This is a genomic window from Cyanobacteria bacterium GSL.Bin1, from assembly GCA_009909085.1.
Taxonomy (GTDB): Bacteria; Cyanobacteriota; Cyanobacteriia; order Cyanobacteriales; family Rubidibacteraceae; genus Halothece.
This window is the reverse complement of sequence record JAAANX010000117.1, coordinates 1-23,110: the sequence shown is the minus strand read 5'-3', so window position 1 is coordinate 23,110 and position 23,110 is coordinate 1. Positions and strand designations below refer to the sequence as shown.

17 protein-coding genes are annotated in these 23,110 nt (G+C 40.5%); 4 read left to right on the top strand and 13 right to left on the bottom strand.

Annotation, left to right across the window (positions count from 1 at the left end):
* The coding region (locus GVY04_15635; GenBank protein ID NBD17509.1) for a tetratricopeptide repeat protein at positions 1 to 223 on the top strand (223 nt) is incomplete at its 5' end.
* A 39-nt stretch (positions 224 to 262) separates the two neighbouring features.
* On the opposite strand, the gene GVY04_15630 is transcribed toward GVY04_15635, so the two are convergent.
* Positions 263 to 1,912: an L-lactate permease gene (locus tag GVY04_15630; GenBank protein ID NBD17508.1), complete on the bottom strand. Its 1,650-nt coding sequence runs from the start codon at positions 1,910 to 1,912 to the stop codon at positions 263 to 265.
* A 166-nt stretch (positions 1,913 to 2,078) separates the two neighbouring features.
* Between GVY04_15630 and GVY04_15625 the strand changes: the two genes are divergently transcribed.
* From GVY04_15625 to GVY04_15615, 3 genes are read left to right on the top strand one after another with little or no spacing between them, the layout of a single operon-like run.
* Positions 2,079 to 2,462 carry a hypothetical protein gene (locus GVY04_15625; GenBank protein NBD17507.1) on the top strand — a complete coding sequence of 128 codons (384 nt, stop codon included), beginning with the start codon at positions 2,079 to 2,081 and terminating at the stop codon, positions 2,460 to 2,462.
* Between the two features lie 19 nt (positions 2,463 to 2,481).
* Positions 2,482 to 4,305 (top strand): ATP-binding cassette domain-containing protein, encoded by a 1,824-nt coding sequence (locus tag GVY04_15620; protein NBD17506.1) that lies wholly within the window; start codon positions 2,482 to 2,484, stop codon positions 4,303 to 4,305.
* 9 nt (positions 4,306 to 4,314) lie between these two features.
* Positions 4,315 to 4,548: a hypothetical protein gene (locus GVY04_15615; GenBank protein NBD17505.1), complete on the top strand. Its 234-nt coding sequence runs from the start codon at positions 4,315 to 4,317 to the stop codon at positions 4,546 to 4,548.
* On the opposite strand, the gene GVY04_15610 is transcribed toward GVY04_15615, so the two are convergent.
* The 12 genes from GVY04_15610 to GVY04_15555 all read right to left on the bottom strand — a co-directional run.
* Positions 4,529 to 5,467 carry a hypothetical protein gene (locus GVY04_15610; protein ID NBD17504.1) on the bottom strand — a complete coding sequence of 313 codons (939 nt, stop codon included), beginning with the start codon at positions 5,465 to 5,467 and terminating at the stop codon, positions 4,529 to 4,531. The genes GVY04_15615 and GVY04_15610 overlap by 20 nt on opposite strands.
* A 228-nt stretch (positions 5,468 to 5,695) precedes the next feature.
* Entirely contained in the window at positions 5,696 to 6,784 is a 1,089-nt protein-coding gene (locus GVY04_15605; protein ID NBD17503.1) for an acyltransferase family protein, read from the bottom strand.
* Positions 6,785 to 6,802: 18 nt separating this feature from the next.
* The gene (locus GVY04_15600) at positions 6,803 to 8,173 is read right to left on the bottom strand and encodes a hypothetical protein (GenBank protein NBD17502.1); all 1,371 of its coding nucleotides are present in this window, start codon (positions 8,171 to 8,173) and stop codon (positions 6,803 to 6,805) included.
* A gap of 186 nt (positions 8,174 to 8,359) precedes the next feature.
* Complete coding sequence (locus GVY04_15595) at positions 8,360 to 9,253, bottom strand: sulfotransferase (protein ID NBD17501.1); 894 nt, start codon at positions 9,251 to 9,253, stop codon at positions 8,360 to 8,362.
* A gap of 45 nt (positions 9,254 to 9,298) precedes the next feature.
* Complete coding sequence (locus GVY04_15590) at positions 9,299 to 10,417, bottom strand: glycosyltransferase (protein ID NBD17500.1); 1,119 nt, start codon at positions 10,415 to 10,417, stop codon at positions 9,299 to 9,301.
* Positions 10,418 to 10,450: 33 nt separating this feature from the next.
* A complete protein-coding gene (locus tag GVY04_15585) occupies positions 10,451 to 11,641 on the bottom strand; it encodes a glycosyltransferase (GenBank protein ID NBD17499.1) in 1,191 nt (396 codons plus the stop codon).
* A 640-nt stretch (positions 11,642 to 12,281) separates the two neighbouring features.
* Positions 12,282 to 13,361, bottom strand: coding sequence for a glycosyltransferase (locus GVY04_15580; GenBank protein ID NBD17498.1), 1,080 nt, complete (start codon positions 13,359 to 13,361; stop codon positions 12,282 to 12,284).
* Between the two features lie 47 nt (positions 13,362 to 13,408).
* A complete protein-coding gene (locus tag GVY04_15575; protein NBD17497.1) occupies positions 13,409 to 14,548 on the bottom strand; it encodes a glycosyltransferase family 1 protein in 1,140 nt (379 codons plus the stop codon).
* 81 nt (positions 14,549 to 14,629) lie between these two features.
* A complete protein-coding gene (locus tag GVY04_15570) occupies positions 14,630 to 15,532 on the bottom strand; it encodes a sulfotransferase (protein NBD17496.1) in 903 nt (300 codons plus the stop codon).
* Positions 15,533 to 15,660: 128 nt separating this feature from the next.
* Positions 15,661 to 16,554 carry a sulfotransferase gene (locus GVY04_15565; protein NBD17495.1) on the bottom strand — a complete coding sequence of 298 codons (894 nt, stop codon included), beginning with the start codon at positions 16,552 to 16,554 and terminating at the stop codon, positions 15,661 to 15,663.
* 229 nt (positions 16,555 to 16,783) lie between these two features.
* The gene (locus tag GVY04_15560) at positions 16,784 to 18,583 is read right to left on the bottom strand and encodes an ATP-binding cassette domain-containing protein (GenBank protein NBD17494.1); all 1,800 of its coding nucleotides are present in this window, start codon (positions 18,581 to 18,583) and stop codon (positions 16,784 to 16,786) included.
* Between the two features lie 276 nt (positions 18,584 to 18,859).
* Positions 18,860 to 23,110 (bottom strand): hypothetical protein (locus GVY04_15555; GenBank protein ID NBD17493.1); only part of this gene is annotated, 4,251 nt, incomplete at its 5' end.

Here is a 23,110-nt window from a genome sequence, read left to right as displayed (position 1 = left end):
CTGCGTGGAAGCGGAGGTCAATTTAGGCAATGCCCTCTCTGCCCAAGGTCAGCTCTCGCCCGAGCAACAAACTCATTATGCCCAATTAAATCATCAATTGGGTCAGAGTCGGCAACAAGCTGGAGATCTGCAAACTGCCAAAATTTACTTTCAACAAGCCTTAGCGCTCAATCCTAACGCTGAGGAAGTTGACCGGATGCAGCCAGGGGTGAGAGGCGATTGATCTTCTCTGGAGGCAATAAATTTAAAGATCTTTAATCATTTAGAGCAGAAAGTAACCAATAAAAGCGGCTCCGATCGCGTAATAAGCAGTGGGCAAGAGTAATCGCCGAATCAAGACCCCTTCGCGACCAATCATGGCAACGGTTGCAGCAGCAGCAACAACATTTGCGACACAGATCATATTTCCGGCGGAAGCCCCAACGGTTTGTAAAGCAAGAATCACATCTGCGGGAAGACGAGTTTGTTCGGCGACTCCAAACTGGAATAGAGAAAACATGAGATTGCTGAGCGTGACACTACCAGAAATAAACGCCCCAATTAAACCAATTGTAGAGGCTAACCAAGACCAGGTTTGGGTGAAAATCGCTGCTGCTTGATCGGCAAGGTAAACCGGCATACTGGCTAAATCGAGTTGATTGCTACCGGTACCAATAAAAACCTGTGCCATTGCCACCGCAGCCATTAAGGGGATCACGGCTGATAATAATTGTTGTCCGGCTTGAAAGAAGGCTTTTTGGCAGGCTTTAGCGGATAAACGAAATATGAAAATACTAATTGCCACCACGATAATAAAAATTGTGGGCGGGAGATAAAGTGGGGTTGAACTAATGTCGATATGGGTTCCTAAGACTTGTTCCCAGCGCAGATCAACACTCAATAAAACGTTCTTCAACGGCAGAAACTGTAGCCGTGAGAGAAGTAGTAATCCTGCAACTAAGCCATAGGGTAGCCACGCTAACCCAGGGGACACTGACTTTACCGTTCTCGCTTCTCCTTGATACTCTTGACTAATCCAACTTTCTGGCCACTCACTACGAGGGGGAAATTGCCAAGACCGTTGAATGGGAAACCAGCCTTGGCGGGTTGCACTAATCACTAAAAATAAGCCCACCATACCGCCAACTAAGGCGGGAAATTCAGGACCGATCAGTCGTGCCGTTAAAAAGTAAGGAATCACAAAAGCTGCACCGGAAAAAAGGAGGAACTTCCATTCCGAAACAGCAGAACGCCAGTCCGGTTTTTCACTGAACAGAAGCGTCAAAATTAAAACCAGAATTAAGGGGATGAATAAACCTAGGCAAGCATGAATAAAAGCGGCTTTCACAGTGACCGCATTGATGAATTCAGGGGTCGATAAACCAGCGGTTGTGAGATAACTCGTGACTAGATCTGAGTTGCCTAAACCATTGCGAATGCCGACTAAAATCGGTGTTCCCACTGCCCCAAAGGTGGAGGGTGTACTCTGAATGACGAGGGCAACCATCACCGCAGCCAAGGGCGGAAAGCCGATCGCGACGAGTAACGGTACACAAATCACAGCCGGTGTCCCAAAACCGGCAGCCCCTTCAATAAAAGAACCAAATAACCAAGCGACAATCACCACTTGCAGTCGGCGATCGGGGGAGATATTTAATAAACTATTGCGAATGGTGTTTAAGGCGCCCGCTTGTCGCAAAATCTGCAGTAGCAACATTGCCCCAAACAGGATATAAAGAATTTCTAAACTGATGACAATGCCCCGGAGAGAGGTGGCTGCCAGTACAGACGGACTCACTTTCCAGATGACACCGGCACTGATTAAGGTAATGCCATAAACAATCGGCATGGCAATCCGGGCTGGCTGTTTCGCAATTACCAGCAGCACCAAGATGGACAAAATCGGAAGGAGAGCAAAGATTGTGTAAAGCAAGGGATCTATCAAATTGGTTAAGGTTGCCCACGCATTGATTGCAGTGGAGGAGAATGATACAAGGGTTAAGCACCTCTACCCAGAGACACATTACAAATCAATTTACCAAACTTAACATTGGTTAACAGATAGCTAAAAATAATCTTAAATTGTGTCCAGGGGAATCATGTTACAACGTTTACAACGCTACAGTCATTTCTTGTTTATCGCGATCGCGCTGGTAACAGCAACCATCATTGGCTTCAATTTACCGAGTTCTGTGGAAGATGAGAGCCAAGAATATTTTTTCAAACCGGTTCCGCGTACCAATTTAGTTGTCGTTGAACCCAACTATGGTCATCTCTATCATGATGGAGAAACGGAAGCAGAAGCGACTCGTCATCTCTACAATTCTCTCGGTAAACTGCAAGAAGACTATGACATTCGGGAAACGAGATTGATTGAATTTGAACGGAAAGGAAAAATGATTCCTAACCTTTATGTGTATGTAGACGCACCGGATGCGACCCAAGTCCTCGCTAACAAAACGGTGGAAAACCCTTCGACTTAGTTTAGATTCAAACCCTTTTATGGCTTCCTTACGGGATATCGTTAAATACTATCGTTCGTTTTGGGGGATATCCCTACTCAGCATTGGTGCCGCCAGCGCCTTTGAAATCCTCGATTTGGTCGTTCCTTACGCGATCGGGCAAATTCTGAACGTTCTCGCCAATCAGCCTTTAGATGGGGGCATTCAAGGCTTAACCAACGCAACGGCGCAATTGTTTAACCTGAGTGCAACGCCGACTTTATCCTTAGCGCTTTTGCTAGGGATGATTTTTATGGTAACCGTAGCGCGATCGCCGCTGCAACCTTGGCTATCAGAGTGGTTTCAATGGGCGATTCCACTCCGGGCACGGCAACAAAATGCGCGAAATATCTTTGCCAAAATTCTCTCTCTCCCCCTAGAATTTTACGATGAAAACAATCCGGGTCGCATTGCGCGACGGGTGACGCGAGGCTTAGCAAATCATACCTGGACCTATCCGGATATTGCCGGACAATTGATTCCCAAGTTGGCGCGAGTGGCAGGGATTTTTGTCGCCATTGCGTTAATTGAATGGCGGATCGCGATCGTGTTTGCCATCTCTTTTCTCGGAATTCTCCTTTACAGCATCCGTGATTTACAAAAAATTGTGAAACGGGAAGCAGTACTAGAAAACTATATGGAGAATACCGACAGTCGGACTTCGGAAATTATTACCAATATCAAAACCGTCAAAGCCTTTGCCACCGAAGGACAGGAAATGGAACGGCAACGGCAACGTCTCCAGCGCGAATTACAAGTGGTCCTCTATCGCATTCATCGCAGCTATGTCCGTCTCAGTACCAAACAGCGCACGGTGGTGCAAAGTAGCTTATTTGGGGTTTTAGTGCTCACCTTAATTCCCACGTTGCAAGGGAATATTTCTCTCGGACACTTTGTCACCACCTACACGGTCGCCAGTATGGCGTATGCGGAATTAACCCCAATTAGCAACTTAGCAGAGATGTTTGCCCGCCGCTACGTTTCCATGCTACGCTTCCACGAGTTCGCACAAATCCCATCCAGTCCCGAAGCAGCGAGACTTGACTTAGAATTACCGGCAGACAACCCATACCAATTTACTGGTAAAGTGGCGTTTAATCATGTCAGCTTTGGCTATGATCCCCAACGCCCAGTGCTACAAGATATTCACTTCCAAATCGAACCCTATCAAACGGTTGCTTTAGTAGGACGATCTGGATCAGGAAAAAGTACCCTCGCCAAGCTGCTATTCCGTTACTTTGAACCCAACGAGGGGTCAATTACCATTGATGGCATTGACTTGCGAGACCTAGATGTGGCACGATATCGCAGACGACTCGCGATCGTGCATCAAGAGGTGGATATCTTTAATGGCACCTTGCTCGATAATTTAACCTATGGAAATCCCCAAGCCAGTTTTTCCGAGGTAGAAGCTGCCTGTAAAACCGCCCGTGTCGATGAATTTTTACCGGAGTTACCCCATGGTTACTTTACGGTGGTGGGGGAACGAGGGGTTCGTCTCTCGGGCGGACAGCGCCAGCGCTTAGGCATTGCCCGAGCGTTAGTGGTTGATCCGGATGTGTTGGTGTTTGACGAAGCCACCTCCAGCTTGGATTATGAATCGGAACGATCCATTCAAATGGCGATGCGATCGCTGCTGGGAACGCGCACTTTAATCATTATTGCTCACCGCTTGAGTACCGTCCGCGAAGCCGATCAAATCGTGGTTTTAGACCAAGGCAAAATTGCTGAATTGGGTACCCATGAAGAACTCCTCTCTGGAGGCGGTTTATACCGTCGTCTCAATGAGTTACAAGCTGATGGCGAATTAATTGTTGAACATTAAAATCATACTTTGATTCAGCAACATCCTTACCAAATGACGCGCCCGGAAAACTGTCCTGATTGTGGTATGGTGAATCAGGTGGAAGTCAGGTGCGCGATCGCGCTAATGATGAATCGCTCATTACTCAATGAACGGGTCTTACCAGGGCAAGCCGAACCGATTTACAGCCTCATTCCCACTTCTTTTTCTGCTGATGAACCCACCTTTACGATTTTCCTTACTTTTATGAAGAGAAAGACCTAATTAAATTTGGAGCTCGATATTCATGATATTCAACAGAACTATAACGATTAGCTGCAAAATGGAGTTGTAAAAAAAGTCTAGGTTCAGTTTCTGGAACAGTTCCCCTATGAAAACAAAATGTATCTTCAATAAATCCAAAACCTGCTTCTCCTATTAACGTAATAAACTGTTCAAGACCGTAAAATTCTGCAAGTTTTTGCTCTGATTGTGTTCGGCTAAAATAATTGAGCACATGAAGGAGAGATTTTTTTCTGTGACTACCACGGATACATACATGTGCTCCACTTTTGACAGTGACATGACTAAGATAAAAGCAGAACCTTACACTAGCAAAATCATCTAAATCATAGTGGAAGTGACTGAAATATTGCTGCTCATGATCAAATGTAGTAACTTGAGTAGGAAAAGTCCAGAAGAGACTAGCTCCTGTATATTTTGCTGGTAAGCCTATATAGTTGCTAGCTATTTCTCGTATTACAGGGTCGTTAGCTAGTTCAAGAACTGAAGGGCAATCTATGCTGACGTTGAAATATCTAGCTGTATAAAAAGGTTGATCAAAAATCTCTTTAAACTGGTCTTTGTTAGAGATTTTAAAACCCAAGTGTGTTCTTCCTCCAGCAAAGCAATTATAAGAGTTCGTATAGTTGAGTATGTTGGCCAAGATATGGTTCGGTAGTACGATACCTGCATAAATACCATCATTTTGAAGAGTTTCTACAATCTCTTTGACGTTTAAGTCATTGAACATTGAACGAGAAATTGAGGAGACCTCAACGTCTGCAGATCTCAATAAAAATCTAGAATACAGGACACGTATAAATTGAAATCTAGCAAGCAAAAACACAAAAAAACGTTTTGGCTGTTCCAAATTTTTTTTAAATGTGTATTTCAATTTACGTCGTAATTGTTGCTTAAGCATCTTTAATGTAAAAATTCCTCAGTTGGGGATTGTTATCAGAATTTTGTGCAACAGGAATGTGTTACAGTAGATTTTTATTTTTTTCTATGGATTAATTTGGTACAACTACATAGTCACATCCATTGAGATTAGAATAAATTCCAATAGTTTGTGAAGAGTAAAATATACAGTACCGAAAGAGTAAAATAACTAAACAAGAGATTGGGATTATTATTTTTTTACTATATTCTATATTAATTTTGAAAACAATTTATGTTTACTTAAAATAAAAATAAAAATCCAGCTTATTAAAAAAGTTGAGATAGAATATACAAGCATAGAAGCAATAGAAACGCTATTTGTCAGTTGAGGTAAGAATTGAATCAAAATAATTTCCACAGCACTTTTTACAAATGGATGAATCAAATAGATCCCGAAAGAACATAATCCTACGTTACGAATTAGGATGTTATTTTTAATATACTTAGAACAAAATAAACCTAAAAGCAAGAGACAATAGGCGATTACTAAATTATTAATGATTAATGGAATAATTGTAATTTTTTTTCCGATAGTATTCATAAAAGAAAAAATAAGCGCCAATAAAAATATTATTTGTTTTGAATAGAGCCACTTATTTTGATGATTTTCAAGCAATCGATTGATTAATATTGCTCCTAGAAAGTAGGGCAAACATCTTAAGCTCCAAGCCAAGTAAACTAAAATTATTCTGCAGATTGGATAAAACCAGTTTCCGGAGGGAATTAAATGTATAATATCGGAGAAAGCGATATAAGAATCCATCTCGAAAGTATTATCAGTAAGGAATAATATTTTATAAATAAGGATACTAAATATTAACCATGAAATTATTGAAAGTATTGAAACTTTCTTGATATCTCTAGCTAAGTATAGCCATAAAGTACCCGAAAGCAAAAGAGGTAAAAAATATAAGTGATAAGAAGCACCACCAAAAAAAATAATTGATAAGGGATCTGAAAATAATTTTGAGATTTGGGAGTTATCGTTGCTAAACCAAAATACTATTGATTTAGATATCAAATAAAAAACACTCCATAGTAAATAGGGAACTATTATTCGCTTAAGTCTTTTTTGCCAAAAAGACAAAGTAAAATTTGAAAGATTTTTCTGAGTAGTAAAATAGAGCGATGTTGCCAAAAAGAAGGGGACCGCAAAATAGAATGAATGCCGCAATTGAATTGCCGAATCACTTATAGGAATCCCCCAAGAACGATCTCCAGAATGAACTAAAATTACTGCAAATGCTGCTAAACCCCGACAAAGATCGATCCCAAGCAGTCTTCTTTGATTTTTCATATCCCTTTTATCTGTAGATTATCTCACTTGTCTACTTTTTAGTCTTCGTTCTTGCCATGCTAGTCCTAACATTAAAGAGATAGAAAGCATATAACCTGGTTCTTCGATTTGAGTGAAAATAAAACCTAAAACAAAAATACAGAGTAAGGCTATCTTTAAGGAGTTATTGAAGGCATAATTTTGCCAAATTAGATATGCTAAAAATAAATATGTTCCTAAACCTATAAATCCTAAATCTCCCCAGAGTCCAGCCCAACTAAAAACCGGACTAAACAAACTAGAACCTGATGTTAGCCAAAAACTTTTTATAAATGCCATAGATTCTGGACCAATATTAGTTGTTGTCGATCCTAAAGGTGCAAGTATAGATTTATAATCTTGGAGAAACCATGCTCCTAAACGACTAACTGTATGTCCTGGTCCTAAACCAAACAACCAATTTAAAGGGGATTTAAAGTCAGAAATGATATCTCGAATAGAATAGAATTTAGCGTACCAAGCTTCCCCATCTGCTTGATATAATTCTGGTCTTGCCCAAGAGGTATATGCCTTAAATGCCTCTAGATTTTGCACACACCAGAAAAACACTAAGCTAACAACAATCAGCCCTATTAATAAACCAAAAGTTTTTTCGACATCTTTGGAATCAAGGAAAATCAAAAGTAACCAAGCAATGAAGTATGCTAAAACAATCTGTTTGGAGTCAGAAAATAGGATTTGCCAAAATGCTGCTAAAAATACCGTAATACGGATCCATAAAGGAATGTTTTTTTCGTTGTTCAGAAAATGTATCGCAAAGGCAATAGAGACTGATGCCGATACATAATTACCCGCCCCAGAAACAAAAAATACACCACCGCAACCATCTGTGCCATTAAAACCTTCAGCGTAAAGTTTACCTGCATCAATTAGTGGTTTCTGAACAGCTGCAAGCAGAAAGTTAATCAAAACTGACCCCATCCAAAACTTCTTGATTTTGCTGAATGACTGGAAGGACATGGGGATGCTGGTGATTGCAACTAGCAACATTATTGGTTCCCCTATCATCATAAAACTAATGCTTGCATTAATTAAACCAGCTTCATTCAAGAAGGCACTTACCAAAATTGAAGTTAGTAATAAATACAGTCCCGATAAGAAATATAAAATTAGGTTGAGTTGCTTCGTATTTTTAATCGGCGAAGTTGTCACAACAATCCAGAAAACAAAGGGAATAACAATAAAATGTGCGTGACTAAAAATTGACGGAGCATTGGTAATTGAACAAAAAATCCGCCCATAAAAAACTGTAGAAAAAGCAAAAATTATGAGATTAGTATTATTTAAATAACCATGCTTAATATTAGTTTTTTGTTTTTGAGTTTTATTAATTAGTTGCTCGAGTTTCATTAGACTTCTTGCATAAACACGGGATTACGTGATTTCAAAAATTACTATAAAATCTCCAATTTTCATCTTCTCTCTATTCATGCAAGAGGTCTATTAGCGTGGGTGGGATAATTGGCTTTAAAAATGAGCACGTCATCAGTTAGTGATTGCCAACAGACAAGCTGACAATTTCTTTGGTTAACCTGTTTACCAATTATGGTCACTCTCGTAATTCAACTCAATTAATAAATCACCTGCAACTTGCTTAAAGGCTTGCTTGTGAGCTTCTGTAAACAGTGAGCGCCATCTACCGATGCTACCCTTACCTCCTTTTCTAAAGGTATGGGATTCTTGAGGATTCATTGCTTCAGAAGCAAATTGGGTTGCAATTTGTTGTGAAGTTAAATCAATCTCTAAATAATTGACAATTTTTTGGATGGTTTGGAAGCGGGTTATTTCTGAACTGCCGCCTCTTGATCCTACTAAATCTTCAAATTTTATGGCTAAGACTTTAGGGTCGTTGATCCAGCCTTTCCAGCGTGAGAAGTCTTGACCGATATCAGGTTGAGAAAGGTTAGAACCAAAGGGAGTGCCTAAAGGAACACCTTTAATCGAACGCATGAGTTGTTCGTTAAAATCGTTTAACTCTAAATAATATTGATGGAGAAAAATTCTTTTTTCTTTGGGGATCCAGCAAGCATGGGAAACTGCTACATCTCTTAAATCTCGATAGATAAAAATAACTTTACAATCAAACTCTTGAAGAATTTCTCGAATCTCATCACAGTACATTAGGTGGGAGCGCACAATGGCATGATTAGGCGCAGAACCGATTTTCCAACGAATGTGACAAGGAGGATTCATCATTCCACAGAGTGATTGTACTGAAACAATATCATCCCAAGCTTTCAGTCCTGGTAATGAATAGAGTATCTGATAGAGCAGATGAGTTCCACTCTTAGGATAAGAATTGCACAGAACTAATGGTTTAGCTTTGGCTTTAGTTTTAGTTTGAAATGATTTTTCTTTTAGTAAGTATTTAGTTAAAAATACTAAGTCTCTTACTGGCAAGCGTAGTGTATTGTATATTGGATAACTCATTTAGATAACTCTACCTTTTCTAAATCTAAAAACAACAAATTAAATTCACATTAAAGTGAGTAATTTTTGATATATCTGAGCAACTTGAGTAGCGGTTTTCTGCCAAGTAAACTGGCTAGCTCGTATTAATCCTTTATCAATGAGAGACTGGCGATAAGAAGTTTCAGTTTGCAAGCGAATTATGGCTGTAACAATTGCATTTAAATCTGTAGGCTTGACTAGTACAGCTGCATCTCCAGCTACTTCTGGCAGCGAAGTCACGTTTGAACTGATCACTGGTGTCCCGCAAGCCATTGCTTCAAGAATCGTTAAACCAAATCCTTCATAAAGTGATGGAGCAATTAGAACATCGGCAGCATTATAAATTTTAATTAGCTCATTTGGGCTGGGTTTACCTAAGTAAGTAATGTCATTTGTTAAACCTTGTGTGGTAATAAATCTTTTTTGATCAGTATTAAAATCTGCTCCTACTTTCCAAAAGTGAATAGGAAAGTTTTGTCTCTTTAAAGAGGCAACTACTTTGAGGATGGTAGAAATATTTTTGCGAACATTATTAGAGCCAACATTGAGCAGGCAAAAGTCTTGATCAAGAAGACCTTTGTGTTGTCGAAAAGAATTAATTTCCTGTAGTGCAAGAGGTTTAAATTGAGCATCTACAGCATTCGGTACAGTAGTTATCTTTTCTAAGGAGATATTAAGATGTTGGGTAACATCTTTTGCTGTATGGGAGGATACGGTGACGATGTGGTCTGCATATTGCATTCCAGCCACAGCAAATTTCCATGATTTCATACTGACAATAGGTAGCAAAGAACGACCAGTAAAAGTTTCTGGCTGAGTTAAATTAATTAAGTCGTGACAAGTAATAATTTTCGGTTGGGGTAAATGCTTTAACCAGTACAGTAAATGGCCATCACTATGATCAATAATGTGAAAAACATCAATATTTTGTTTTTTAATTTCGTAAGGATAACGCCAGTAGCGCTCATAATATTTTTTAACTCCTGTTATAATTGGATTTCCTTTGCCGTTAGATAAAAATGGTGACAGTTCAATAAGCTCCCAGTCCGAGTGAATTGCTTTAAGTCCGCTAACCAAACCTTTTGTATAAACATCCATGCTGGCAGAAAATTGGGGCATGGGACGTAGAATTCCAATTCGCATATGCCTATTAATTAATAATTCAGATTGGATTAATTACTGCTCTAAAACTTGCTGCCATAGAGTAATTAACCTTTGGGCAATCCGTTCGTGGGTGTAATGTTTTTTGACGCGATCGCGTCCGTAATGACTGACTTCTTCATACCAGTCAAGCTCAAGAATCATTCTTTGGATAATATTAGCCAAGCTTAAAGCGTCGCCTTCGGGGAAAACTAAATCATCACGAGCGATTACGTTAGGAATTTCCCCACAGGTTGAGCCAATTACAGGAACTCCCATGCACATTGCTTCAATTAAGACGTGACCAAACTGTTCTTTCCAAACTTCTCCAGTTCTAGAGGGTAAAACCAAAACATCAAACTCATTCAAAACTTCAGGAACTTGGGCGTGAGATACGCTCTTACGCCAGTCGATTAAGTTTGATACTTCTTGTCGTTCTGCTTCCCTTTTTAAGGCGACTTCATCGGTTCCCGAGCCGCAAAGAACGAGTTCAATCGAGTAGCCCCATTGATTGAGATAATGAACAGTGCTGAATAGAGTCTCAATCCCTTTTTGATGGAGCATTCTACCCAAATAGCCAATCCGAAATCTGGCTGCGCGATCGCGCTTTCTCGGGGCAAATAAGGCAGCGTCTACTCCAAGTTGGGGCATGACGGCTAAGGTTCTTTGATAACCCCATTGGCGGACTAATTTTGCACCTTCTTCATTGCCAGCGACAATTAATTGAGCTATATTTAATACTAAGTGACGAATCCAACGCCGAGGTAAAGGCAGCCGGCGATCAATGTTTTCCCAACCAAAGAATCCAACGGGAATGTTTAATAGTTTGGTAATTAATGCCAATTCCAAGCTAGAAAAGGAAAAGACTTCTTGTTCGACGTGAACTATATCGGGCTGAAACTCTTTAATCGCTTTCCAAATTGTCCAAGGGGCATACAGAAAAGCTCCCACTCGCCCTGCCAACCAAATTTTGGCTGGATATACTTTAATACTGGAATAAGGAGTTTCTAATTGTAAGACTTTTTGCCAACCACTAGCTTTCCAATTTGTAGGAACAACTAAGGCAACCTCGGCTTTTTGAGTAGCTGCGATCGCATCTAGTTTTCCTTGGTTGAGGCCATTGACATAAGCATGACTAACGAATAAAACGCGAAGCTGAGCTTTGGCATCTGGCAATGTCGATTTTGATTTTAAGCTAGGCTTAATTAGGTTACTGGATGTATTCATCGTTTAAATTTTTGTGATTTTATTTATACAAAATTCAGAAATGCCCCGAACGTATTAGTTGTTATTTTTGGGCTCAGCCAGTTCAATATGCCGGCCTCTAGGTGCTAACTATTTCCTGCACAGATTAATAACTCTAATATCAGCCTCTTCAACCGTGAACTCTCCTTCTACGCCGACTGACTTGAAACGAAAGGGGGTCGAGGATACCGCGCGGTGCTCCAGTATCAGTATTACTATCGGGACTTAAACAATAAAATGAAACCGGAAGTTTTTTATCGTGAAGCCAAGGGAAATCTAGAACTCAGGGAGTATCAAGTCACAGACAAGCGAAGTCTTCTCGGACCTTTTGTGCTTATATGTTTATGAGGACACGGATTCTGAGGTTTCCTCAGAGTCCTGAGATTTCCGTCATTTGGCATCAATTAACTGGAGAATTTCGACGGATTTGGTCAGACCAACCTCTGAATACCTTTAGTGAGGCTTTAGAAGCCTTTAGAACCGCTATTACTTATCGTTTTCTGAAGTGGGTTCAAAAAAAAATTGGGACGTATTTGCCGCTTATAAAGGGAGTTTTGGCTACATTTAGCTTAAACTTCTTTAAGTCCCGTTTCTCGCTCACTGAGTAGTAGAGCCTTATTTTTTATCCTTTTTCGCAATTAGGTGAGCTAACCAAGGCACGAATTTGACTCAGGGTATGGTTGACTAGTTTTGGTCGTAAATGGGGGGCATAAAACCAAGTAATTGCCTGTTTAGCCATAGATAAGGGCAGTAAACTTACGCAGAGCAACCAAACTGTGTAAATTAGGCGTTTAGGTAAATTATGGTTGGAATATTGCCATAATGCCTTAATTCCGCAGACTGCAAGTTTTAGAGAGCTATCAGTGGCAATGGGGTGTTGTTCAGGCTCTAAGCGTAATGAAGCTAAACGCGACCATATTCGACCTAGCGATCGCGTTTCTAAATCTTCTGGCAATTTATGTTTAAATTGCTTTGCTTTTTCTACTAACAAAGCATAATTTTGTAAATCATGATTGACAAATCGGCGAAAACGACTGCCTGTAACGCTTGATAAAGCCCATTGATTACTGTTGTGTATACGATAAGCACCTAAAGGTTCATCAATTTTAAGCACTTTGCCATAAAAAGGAATAGAAATCTTGAGATAATCATCAGCAGTTAACTTATATTGGTCTGGAATAGGAAATAGCTGACTTAAGGTTTCATGACTGTAAGCATTTCCGCTCATCGGAACACTAACATAACCCCCTGTTTCTAACAAATCTTGCCATACTTCTCCCTCGGCTAAAGAGACTGTATCGGGAGGATAACAGTACCCTAAGGATTGGCTTAAATTATTAACAACTTGCAGACGATAATGTATTTTAGCCGTTCTTTCTTGCCAAGCTGTGACAATGCGTTCTACTGCATTACTAAATAGATAATCATCGGCATCGAGAAAAATAATTATTTCCCCTTGGCTAGCGTTAAAACCATCGTTAAGAGCAGCAGCTTGTTTACCGTTCGTTGGACGCAGTATGGAGAGAATTTGATCTTCATATCTAGCAATTACCTGCCGAGAATTATCTGTAGAAGCATCATCGACCACTATTACTTCTATATTATGATAAGTTTGCTTTAGGGCACTATCAATTGCTTCAGGTAAATACCTTTGATAATTATAATTATTAATAATAATACTCACTAATATATTACGTTTCATATTCTTTAATCATTATTCTTTAGAGTATCATCAATCTATGTTTAATTTCATAAACTCAAGACTGTATTTAAAAATCTTTTTGCAACTGGAACAGGACTATAGTTTTTAATTGCCCATGCTTGACCTTGAGTAGCTATTTGCTTAATTAATTCGGGATTTTCCATAATGATTTGAGTTGTTGTATTGATAGACTTTAAATCGATACCAATGTAATGATGCCAATTTTGTGGCATTATAGGAAGTAGTAATCCATATTTTTCAAAGTCAACATGAAAAGTTGCGCATCCTAAGGCAAAAGACTCCCATAATCGCCAACTATCCCATTGAACAATTCGATTTGTTTCTAAACCTAGTTTGGCAATAATTCGCTCTTGTAGTCGGCTTAGGTAACATCCTTGATCACGGGGCCACGAATTGACAAAGTATCCTCCAAAGCAAGCACACGCTTGAGTCTGACCTAAACGCTTATAGTAACTATTATTATGACGCTTACCAGTTTGCTCCCAGAGTAGCTTTTCAAGAGGGATTGTAGGTTTCTTGCTAAGTTGCTCTATAGTTGAATCTATGGATAATACAGTAGAGACTTTAGGTACAAATTTTTTATAAATTTTCTTTCGCAACGTATGTGAATTCTTCTTCATCCGGAAATTAAAAAGGATGCTTTTTTTTCTTTTATCAAAAGCTAAGTCGTTTACTTTGGCTACATTAAGAATTCTATTTGTGAGCCCAAATGCCCAAGGCTTAACATTGTTAGGGTACCAATCACCATAACAATAATGTGTTTTTAGTATTAAATCAAATTGCCTAAATTTCGGACCCCATGAAAAAGTCTTTAAACCATCTTCTCTGTCAATATAAACTACTTTATAATTACGATTACAATGAAATAGCTCCTGTGGAAATGGCTGTCCCCTCAAAAACCAAGGCAAGCTAATTACTACGATTGAACAGTCTTGAAGTGTAACTTCAGGATTATAATTAAATAAATAATCATCTTGATCTGGAGAAATTCGCCAGTAGTTAATATTTGAGTAAAATTCAACACCAAGCTCTTTCAGACCTTCAGCAATAGAAATAGCCGAATGATGATATGCAGCATTGTAATATTGACAAGCAGCCTTAGGAGGCGATTCAGGCTGTACGCAATAAAAAAATACCCTTTCGTTTGCAAATATTTCTTTATCCATGATTAATGGTTTGAGCTGAGTATTATTCAAAAGTCTCTGGATGAGGTGGGTACACTTGGTGCAAGTATATTCCTGCATAAATTAATAAGATAGCCATTTAGATAAATCTCTATTTATTTCTTTTTCAAGGCTGAGAACTTCCTTTTCGAATAAAAGAGATAACTTCTTCCTTATTTTTTTATCTAAAGGTACCTTGGGCTTAAATAAAATCGACTTTATTTTTTTTGAAGTATTAGTGTATATCAAATCAGGTAAAAACTTTTTTGTCAAAGATTTAGGTAAAGTTTTTTGTCTTAAAAAATTTGCTATAGCTTTGCTTTTTGGCACTTCTGAAATATTTTTAACACTTAAATCTTTTATGATAAAATTTGGTTCAACATTAAGGAAGTCAAAGATATCCTGACAAATTTCAGAAGGATTCTGTTGAAAATCAGAGAACAAATATATTCGCATTTGTTCTTGAGAAAAAAGGTTGAAGTAAGGTTTCAATTGTGAATAGTAATAACCTCCCCTGATGTATAACCAACCTGGACGCCAATTTTGCTGTAATCTAGAAGTTTCTTCTTCTATTGCCCGCTCAAAAGAGAGTGTTTCGCAGCCATCTCTCAATTGATAGCAGTAAGCTGAAAATGCTCTTTCAACTGGATCACGAAGGATAGCAATAAGCTTAACTTTAGGAATTAAATTTTTAATTCTTTGAGCTGTCTCTGGATAGTAGAGATATTCAGTACTAGCCTCACCAATGGCTACCTCATTTTTAACATCTTTAAACAATTGATAATACTCTTCTAGAGACATTGGTTTTTGACGAATTTGACTTCTAATTAAACCGCTATTATCTCTTGTATAAAATTCTGGAGAAAAAAAGCGAGGTTCTTTTTCTGGGCTTATATATATTTCTGGATGTTGACTCAAATAGTGACATAAAGATGTAGTTCCGGCTTTCGCAGCTCCTATAATCAAAAAATTTGGTAATAATGACATTTATTGCTCCTTAACTTGATTTAGTTTGGAAGAGGAAAAGCACGCACGATGCGCATCGCGCTCCTTCTCAGAATTTCATGATTCAGAAATCATCAGTCTTTACGGAGAGTGACAGAGCAGGAATATGTCTATAACCAACATGTTAAATCTTGCTGGATTAGACCCTGCAATCTTTGAATATCTTCCCGATATATATCAGTCAATGTATTTCTTTCAAAATCAGTCATTACAGGCTTTTTTTCTAAATTACACTTCTGTACGTTCTGAGATATTTGTTTCCTTATAGACTCAGGAAGGATAAATTTTGTTATATCTCTCCCAAGACTTTTTCGATTAAAAATGTTATGGAGTAAACGGTTTTTTGGAACACCTGAAATATTTTTTTTTGAAAGATTTGGTGTAAAAGTGCTGTCAACTTCGAGATACTCAAATATTTTGATTAGAAGCTGAATAGGATTTTTTACTAACTCATCATATAAATAAATCTGTACTTTTTCACTGCCAAAAATTTTGTGGTAGGGTACAAGTTGTTTGTAATAAAAACCACCATTTACATAATGCCAGAGATGTGGCCAGTTATCTAGGATTCTCGATTTTTCAACCTTCAATGCTTCCACAAAAGGTAGAGTCTCGTATCCTTCTCTTAGAAGATGTGTATAGCAAGAAAAAGCTCTATCAATAGGATTTCTGAGAATTGCAATGAGCTTCACGTCAGGCAAGTAAAAGTTAATTCGCTCTGCGGCTTCCTCACAGTAGAGATACAAAGGAGATGTTTCTCCAATTGCTTTCTCTTCATTCACTTCATGAAATAGAGATAAATAATCTTTGTAATTTGTAATCGATGTTGAATTAATGATTTCTTTGTCTGGTCCCTGAAAATCGAGTTTTTTATTTTCTAGAGCAAAAAATCTGGGTTCCTTTACGGATGTCATAAAGATTTCGGGATGTTGACTTAAGTAGTAGTGAAGAGACGTAGTTCCTGATTTTGCTGCACCAATTATCAAAAAATTAGGAAATGTCATAATAAAAATGGGTACCTCAATTAATTAAGTTGTCAAGTGTTCCGAAATCTGATATGAAATCCGAAAAAATAACCGTAGAATAGAAGGAGTAATCCTAGTGACGGACTGCTTGTTCAAATAACTCCTCAATTACTCCTTGCTGCTTTAACTGATGCTGAAATAATCAGACGGTGGTGGCATTGGGCCTGGTTGACTGACAAAAGTATAAAAAGATTCACTCAATACAATTTCATGCTGAAGCTTTTCGTAAAACTACTTCATCATAGGATCCCTGCTCTACTATTTTTCCATGTTCTAGTCTATAGATTCGATCACATTCCTTAACAGTAGAAAGCCTGTGAGCAATTGTAATGATAGTTTTTTGACCACTCAGGGAATTAATAGCCTTAGCAATCAATTTTTCAGTATCGTTATCCAATGCTGCTGTGGCTTCGTCCAACACTAGAATTTCACTTTCGCGATATAACGCCCGAGCAATTCCTACTCTCTGCCTCTGACCACCAGAAAGAAGAATACCCCGTTCTCCAACTAAGGTATTAATTCCGTTAGGTAACTGTTCAACAACTTCTGACAACTGGGCCAGCTCAATTGCTTGCCATAGCTTTTCATGGTTTATGTAGGAATCTTCTACCCCAAAAGCAATATTTTTTTCCAGAGTATCATCTGTTAGGAAAATGCTTTGGGGTATATAGCCTACAATTTTTTGCCAAGCCTCTAAATTACCGTAAATGGATTTTCCATCTAGTAAAATATCGCCCTCTTGTGGAACTAACAAACCTAATAATAAATCGACCAATGTAGTTTTTCCAGCACCTGATTTACCAATAAATGCTATAGAGTCTCCTTTGCATATAGTGAATGATATGTCCTCAACAGAATATCGACTAGAGCTAGGATAACTATAAGAAACTCCTTCGACTGTGATAGCTTTGGTAAAACTTGGAGAGAGTTCAGCACAGTAAGATGTCATGCCTCTAGAAGCAAATAAGTGCTTCGATCCCTTGAATTCAGTATTAAGTCGCTCCAGTTCAACGATATCCGAAAATATTTGATTGACAGTAAAACTCGAATTCTTTAAGATAGCTAAACCAGTTAATGTGTTGCTTATTGCGGGTAAGATTCGAATTGAAGCTAACGCATATACACCTAGTACAGGTATAAGTTCTTGTGTATCTCTACCGATGATTAGAAAAGAAACAATAATTGCTACAACAGTGAGTACCATCATGGACTCTACTAAGAAACGTGGCAAGATCTTAAAACTAACAAAGTGACTATGAGAATCTCTTAAGTTTTTAGTATGTAGTTTAATTTGGGATTTAAAGTATTCCTCACAGCCAATGACTTTCGTTTCTTTCACTCCTCCAAAGGAATGATTAATGATTCTAATAATGTTTTCTTTACTTTGCCTAGTTGTTTTACCCCAGTTTTGAACCCTTTCCTTAAAGAGATTAAGCATCAACAAGACTGGGAGAAACATAATCAGTAGCACTAACATCATAATCCTACTCGCACTGAACAGAAGTATGAGAAGAGCCACCATGACAAACATATTAGCTATTGAAGTTAGAAGAGGGTTGAGTGTGCCTAATGTAAAGGTATTGGCAACCTCAATCACTGTGTCTACTATAGAAGCTGTGTTTTTCTGCGTGTGATATATATATGGTGCTTCTAAATACCCAGCTATCATTTTGTCTATAATTTGTTTTTGTTGTTCATCACTGAACCTTGCGATATGAGCCTGCGTGTACCACGCAAAAAATGACTTGAGTAAAAAAATTAAGATTACGCCTAAACCTATAAGTGCAATGAAGTTAGCTTCACTATCGATGTTAGTAGAATCGTACAGTGTTCTTAGTATTGCATAATCGTTTAACTGACCTGGATTAATGGCTAATCCTAAGAAAGGACCAATAATTCCAATTCCGAAAACCTCTAAACTGGAGGCAAAAATAAATAAAAGAATAATTTGAGCTATCTGGAATTTTGTTGCTGGTAGAATATACAGTAGACGCCTTAATAGATTCATATGGTTCTGATTACCAGACTAAACGGCAATTATACTTGGTCAGATAAATAGTATTTACTGTGAGTTAGATTGATAGAATGACTTGTTGAGGTCAAGCCAAACAAGGGCAATTAAATTTTTGGGATATGCTTAGCTACTCATGGAAACCACTTTTACCAAAGTTTCTGTTTGGTTTAGGTTTAGTACACATTCTTAAATTTGGCCTGTCAAGGTTTGTGATTAAAGCTTGTGGCTTAATCGGGAACTTCCTCGAAGAGGCTCCCGATTAAAGCAAGTTTAGGCGTTAAGTACCTGGAAAGCTTCAGGAATAACCGACTCAAATCCTCCACTAACTACTTTGACATCTAATACCGACGAAGTTTGTGCCGAAAGGTCAGGAATAGTTCCTTGAATTCGTTGCTCTGAAACACCAAGACCTGTGATTTCTTGACCGCCGAGAAACACCTGAGTATCTAGTGGATCAAAGTTTACGCCACCAATTATGAATGGGCTTCCACCGATAGCTGGAGCTCGCCAAGGAAAAATGTCGTATGCCGTGGGGCTAGTGGCATTGGGATCATCAGGGATGGCGATAGTTAATAAATCGCCCTGCAAATCTACACCAAGAATAGCACCACCCGGGCCAGTCAAGATATCTAACCCCTCGGCGACCTTGGATCCGTTAATCACATTGAGATCTGAAATTCCCTCAACCTGAGTTCCATCCGGAGTTAAATCAACATTCCAAACCTCACTGTTATATTCGTGAGCAAGGATATTGCCTCTAAGCTGTCCACCAAAGGTTGTGGCGCGATACTCGTCCATGCCATTAGTTGAGTTCTTGCCAAACAGGCCGATAGGTTCTGTGAATACATCTTCAATACTTTCTTCATAAGGATTATTGGTTCCATAGAAGACGTTTTGGCGAGAATCTGTTCTGCCACGATTACGGTTAGGATGCCCAAAGTAACCTCCATCACTTAGGAGAAGGAGTTCATCGAATTGTTTACCTCCTAACTCTGTCTTGGTATCCGGTCCTGTTGAGGCATTCCCGGCATTAAAGTTTGCCCCGTTGTCGGTGGCGTATAGCGACCCTTGGGTTGTAAATAGAATGTCGAATGGGTTCCGTGTCCCGCTTGAGTAAACGGATACGTCCACACCTTCAACCACGTTAGCCGCGTATCCGAAAACCTGACTATCAGATGGGTCAAAGAGCTTTCCATCTTCTAATGTGAAGTCCTCTAAAGTCAGGTTGTTTTCTGCTAAATAGTTATCTAAGAAACCATCGGGCAGGGTATAATTAATCGCACCATTAAAGTCAGCTTTGGTGATGTCTGCCTTTAAGACTGCTGCGGTGAATGGTGATTCATCTAACCCGCCAATAGCATCACTGACAATGCCAGCATTGGTATTGCCGCCAACGGCTACATACAGGTCGCCTTGGTTATCAAAGTCCAAGCCATTGATGCCGTGGTCGTGGTTTGAGACGCCAATCCCAGTAATAAGTGGTGTCAGCGTCGAAAAGTCTGGCCCGGATAAGACTGATACTTGTCCGCTGTAAGGGGAGTATTCGGTTACTGGGAAGGACGTGCCGCCGTTAGCCTTCAAGTGAGCGTGAGCTACGTAAAGCTTAGGTTCAGTATCAAAAGGATTGAACGCGAGCCCCAAAATTTCGTGGTTGCTTAGTGGAGCAATTGTCTCGATATTTTGAGTTGAAACAATATTGTAATCATCATCAAACTCATAGGCTGCAATATCGCCTCGCAAGGAGGACACATACAGCCGCCCATCTGGCCCCCATGTAGCTCGCGTCGGCAAATTCAATGTCGGCACTGACTTAACCGTAAAACTGATGGGTGAAGCCTGATCATTATCAGAAATAGTTGCGCTGATTGACGGCACAGCCAGGCCCTGATAAGCCGGATCTTCAGTAGTCACACTGTGTGAAATAGTAGCGTTATAAATCCCCTCGGCTTGTGTATCGTCGACCGCACTAATTGTGACCGTCTGAGCCATAAACCAGTTCTCTGGTGTAAAGGTAAGGCTAGATGTACTGGTATTGAGCTGACCATCCGGTGCGATGTTAACTGTAACATCGGAGGTCGGTTGCGTCGTCAGCACGACCTCATAGTCATCGGTTTGTCCATCCTCGCTGACATTTGTTGCTGTGCCTGAGGGCTTGATAGTGACCTGCGGCGTGGTCGCCGGAATGATTTCCAGACCGGCAATTGTTGCTTCGCCTAAGACTGAAGTGAATGTAAAATCTAAAACTCCATCTTCGACAATCACCACATCACCAGGAGCAGGCAGCTCTTCCTCAATTTGGAGAATCCGAGCCGTGTCTTTACCATCCAAGAAAGCGTTCTTAGTCTTGGCAAAGATATCCAAATCATTGAAGATAACATCCCCTTCTAAAGAAACATCAAAGATACGCTGGTCATTGGTGTCGTAGACTAGTTCTGCTAAGTGCAAGTTTACTTTATAAGTGCCGTTAGCAACCGGAACAGCATAGGAAAATCCAGTGCCTGATCGCTGCACCTGATATATTGAATCAAACCTGAAGTTGTCATCAGCGTTCGTAATTGGACGACCCGTGGCATCAAACACTTGACCACCGCTAAAGGAGGTATCAGCCTGCCAGAGGTTACCGGCTGGATCATATACATCTGCGCCACCTGCGTTAATGCGAATGACGCCATCGGCAGGACTCGGCGCAACGGCATTCACTACAAAGTTAGTATCTGTAGACAAGCCTTCCGTATCGGTAGCTTGCACAGTGAGTGTGGAGATGCCAGCTGTCCCCGAGTAATTTAAAGTGAGGATGCCAGTGGCGGCATCAATAGAGGTGCTAGAAAACAGTGAGGCATCTGTATTCCCAACCAGTTCATAGACGAGACTGTAATCCGGGTCTTTATCGTCAGCAAACGCTGGGAAGAGTTGAACGTCTCGAGAACTCGTGCTAATGGGATCCACAACATCAGCAATCCCAGTGGTGGTTGGGGGAAGGTTGCCCATCACAGTGACGGTAAAAGGAGACTCGACAGACAGCCCCTCCGGGTCGGTAGCCGAGATGGTGATCTCGCTGGTGCCCGTGCCGGTGGCTGCATAGTCCAAGGACAAGGTGCCGGTTGCCGCATCAATAGTAACGGCGTCGAACAGGGCTGCATTAGTATTCCCCACGACCGCATAAGTCAGCTCCGTATCAGTGCTCTCAGCATCCTCGAACGCATCAAACAGCGCAATGTCGGTATTAGCTGCGCCTTCGATGACACTAACATCGGCAAGGCCGGTGGTGGTCGGGGCGGTGTTCGTTGTCGCCGTGCCCGTTGGAACAATATCAAAGTAGTTAAAGTCAAATCCGCCTTTGATGAATTCAACCTGAATTGATTGAGTCCCTGCTCCTAGGGAAATATCGGGCAGCACGACATCATCCCAGCCATTGGTGCTGCCAAAGGCAAAGTTGTACGCCTGGCCGCCAGCTGTTACTGTTACTTCACGATCAGAACTGCGGTTGTTATCAACCCGGAGCACTAGGTCATACACTGCAGCCGTTGCAATATCCACACTGTAGGTCAGTGACTCACCGTTGGCGATTTTGCCGATGTGAAACTCGCCTGTTGCATCATCAGTGACGTAGACATCAACGTCATCGGTAAATTGCGTGGTATCGCCATCATTACCAGCACTGGAATCGACAAAGGCAACATAAGCCTCGGCTTCGACCCGCTGAGAGGTCACGACGGGAGCTTCGTTCACCGTGACCGTGAAGGTCGTATCAACAGCAAGCCCCTCGGGGTCGGTGGCGGTAACGGTCAGGTCGCTGGTGCCTGTGCCCGTGGCGGTATACTCCAGGCTTAATGTGCCGGTGACCGGGTTAATATTTAAGGTCTCAAACAGCGCGGCATTGGTGTTGTTTGTCACCGCATAGGTTAACTCGGCATCGGCACTTTCAGCATCATCAAAGGCATCAAACAGCGAGATAACCGTGTTCGTGGCTCCTTCCGTGACGGTGACATCGGCAATGCCGCTGGTAATCGGGGCGGTATTGACGGTGGGATCGGTTACCGTGACCGTGAAAGTGGTTTGAGTTGAGAGTCCCTGGGGATCGGTAGTCGAGACGGTGAGGTCGCTGGTACCCGTGCCGGTGGCTGCATAGTCCAAGGACAAGGTGCCGGTTGCCGCATTAATAGTAACGGCGTCGAACAGGGCTGCATTAGTATTCCCCACGACCGCATAAGTCAGCTCCGTATCAGTGCTCTCAGCATCCTCGAACGCATCAAACAGCGCAATGTCGGTATTAGCTGCGCCTTCGATGACACTAACATCGGCAAGGCCGGTGGTGGTCGGGGCGGTGTTCGTTGTCGCCGTGCCCGTTGGAACAATATCAAAGTAGTTAAAGTCAAATCCGCCTTTGATGAATTCAACCTGAATTGATTGAGTCCCTGCTCCTAGGGAAATATCGGGCAGCACGACATCATCCCAGCCATTGGTGCTGCCAAAGGCAAAGTTGTACGCCTGGCCGCCAGCTGTTACTGTTACTTCACGATC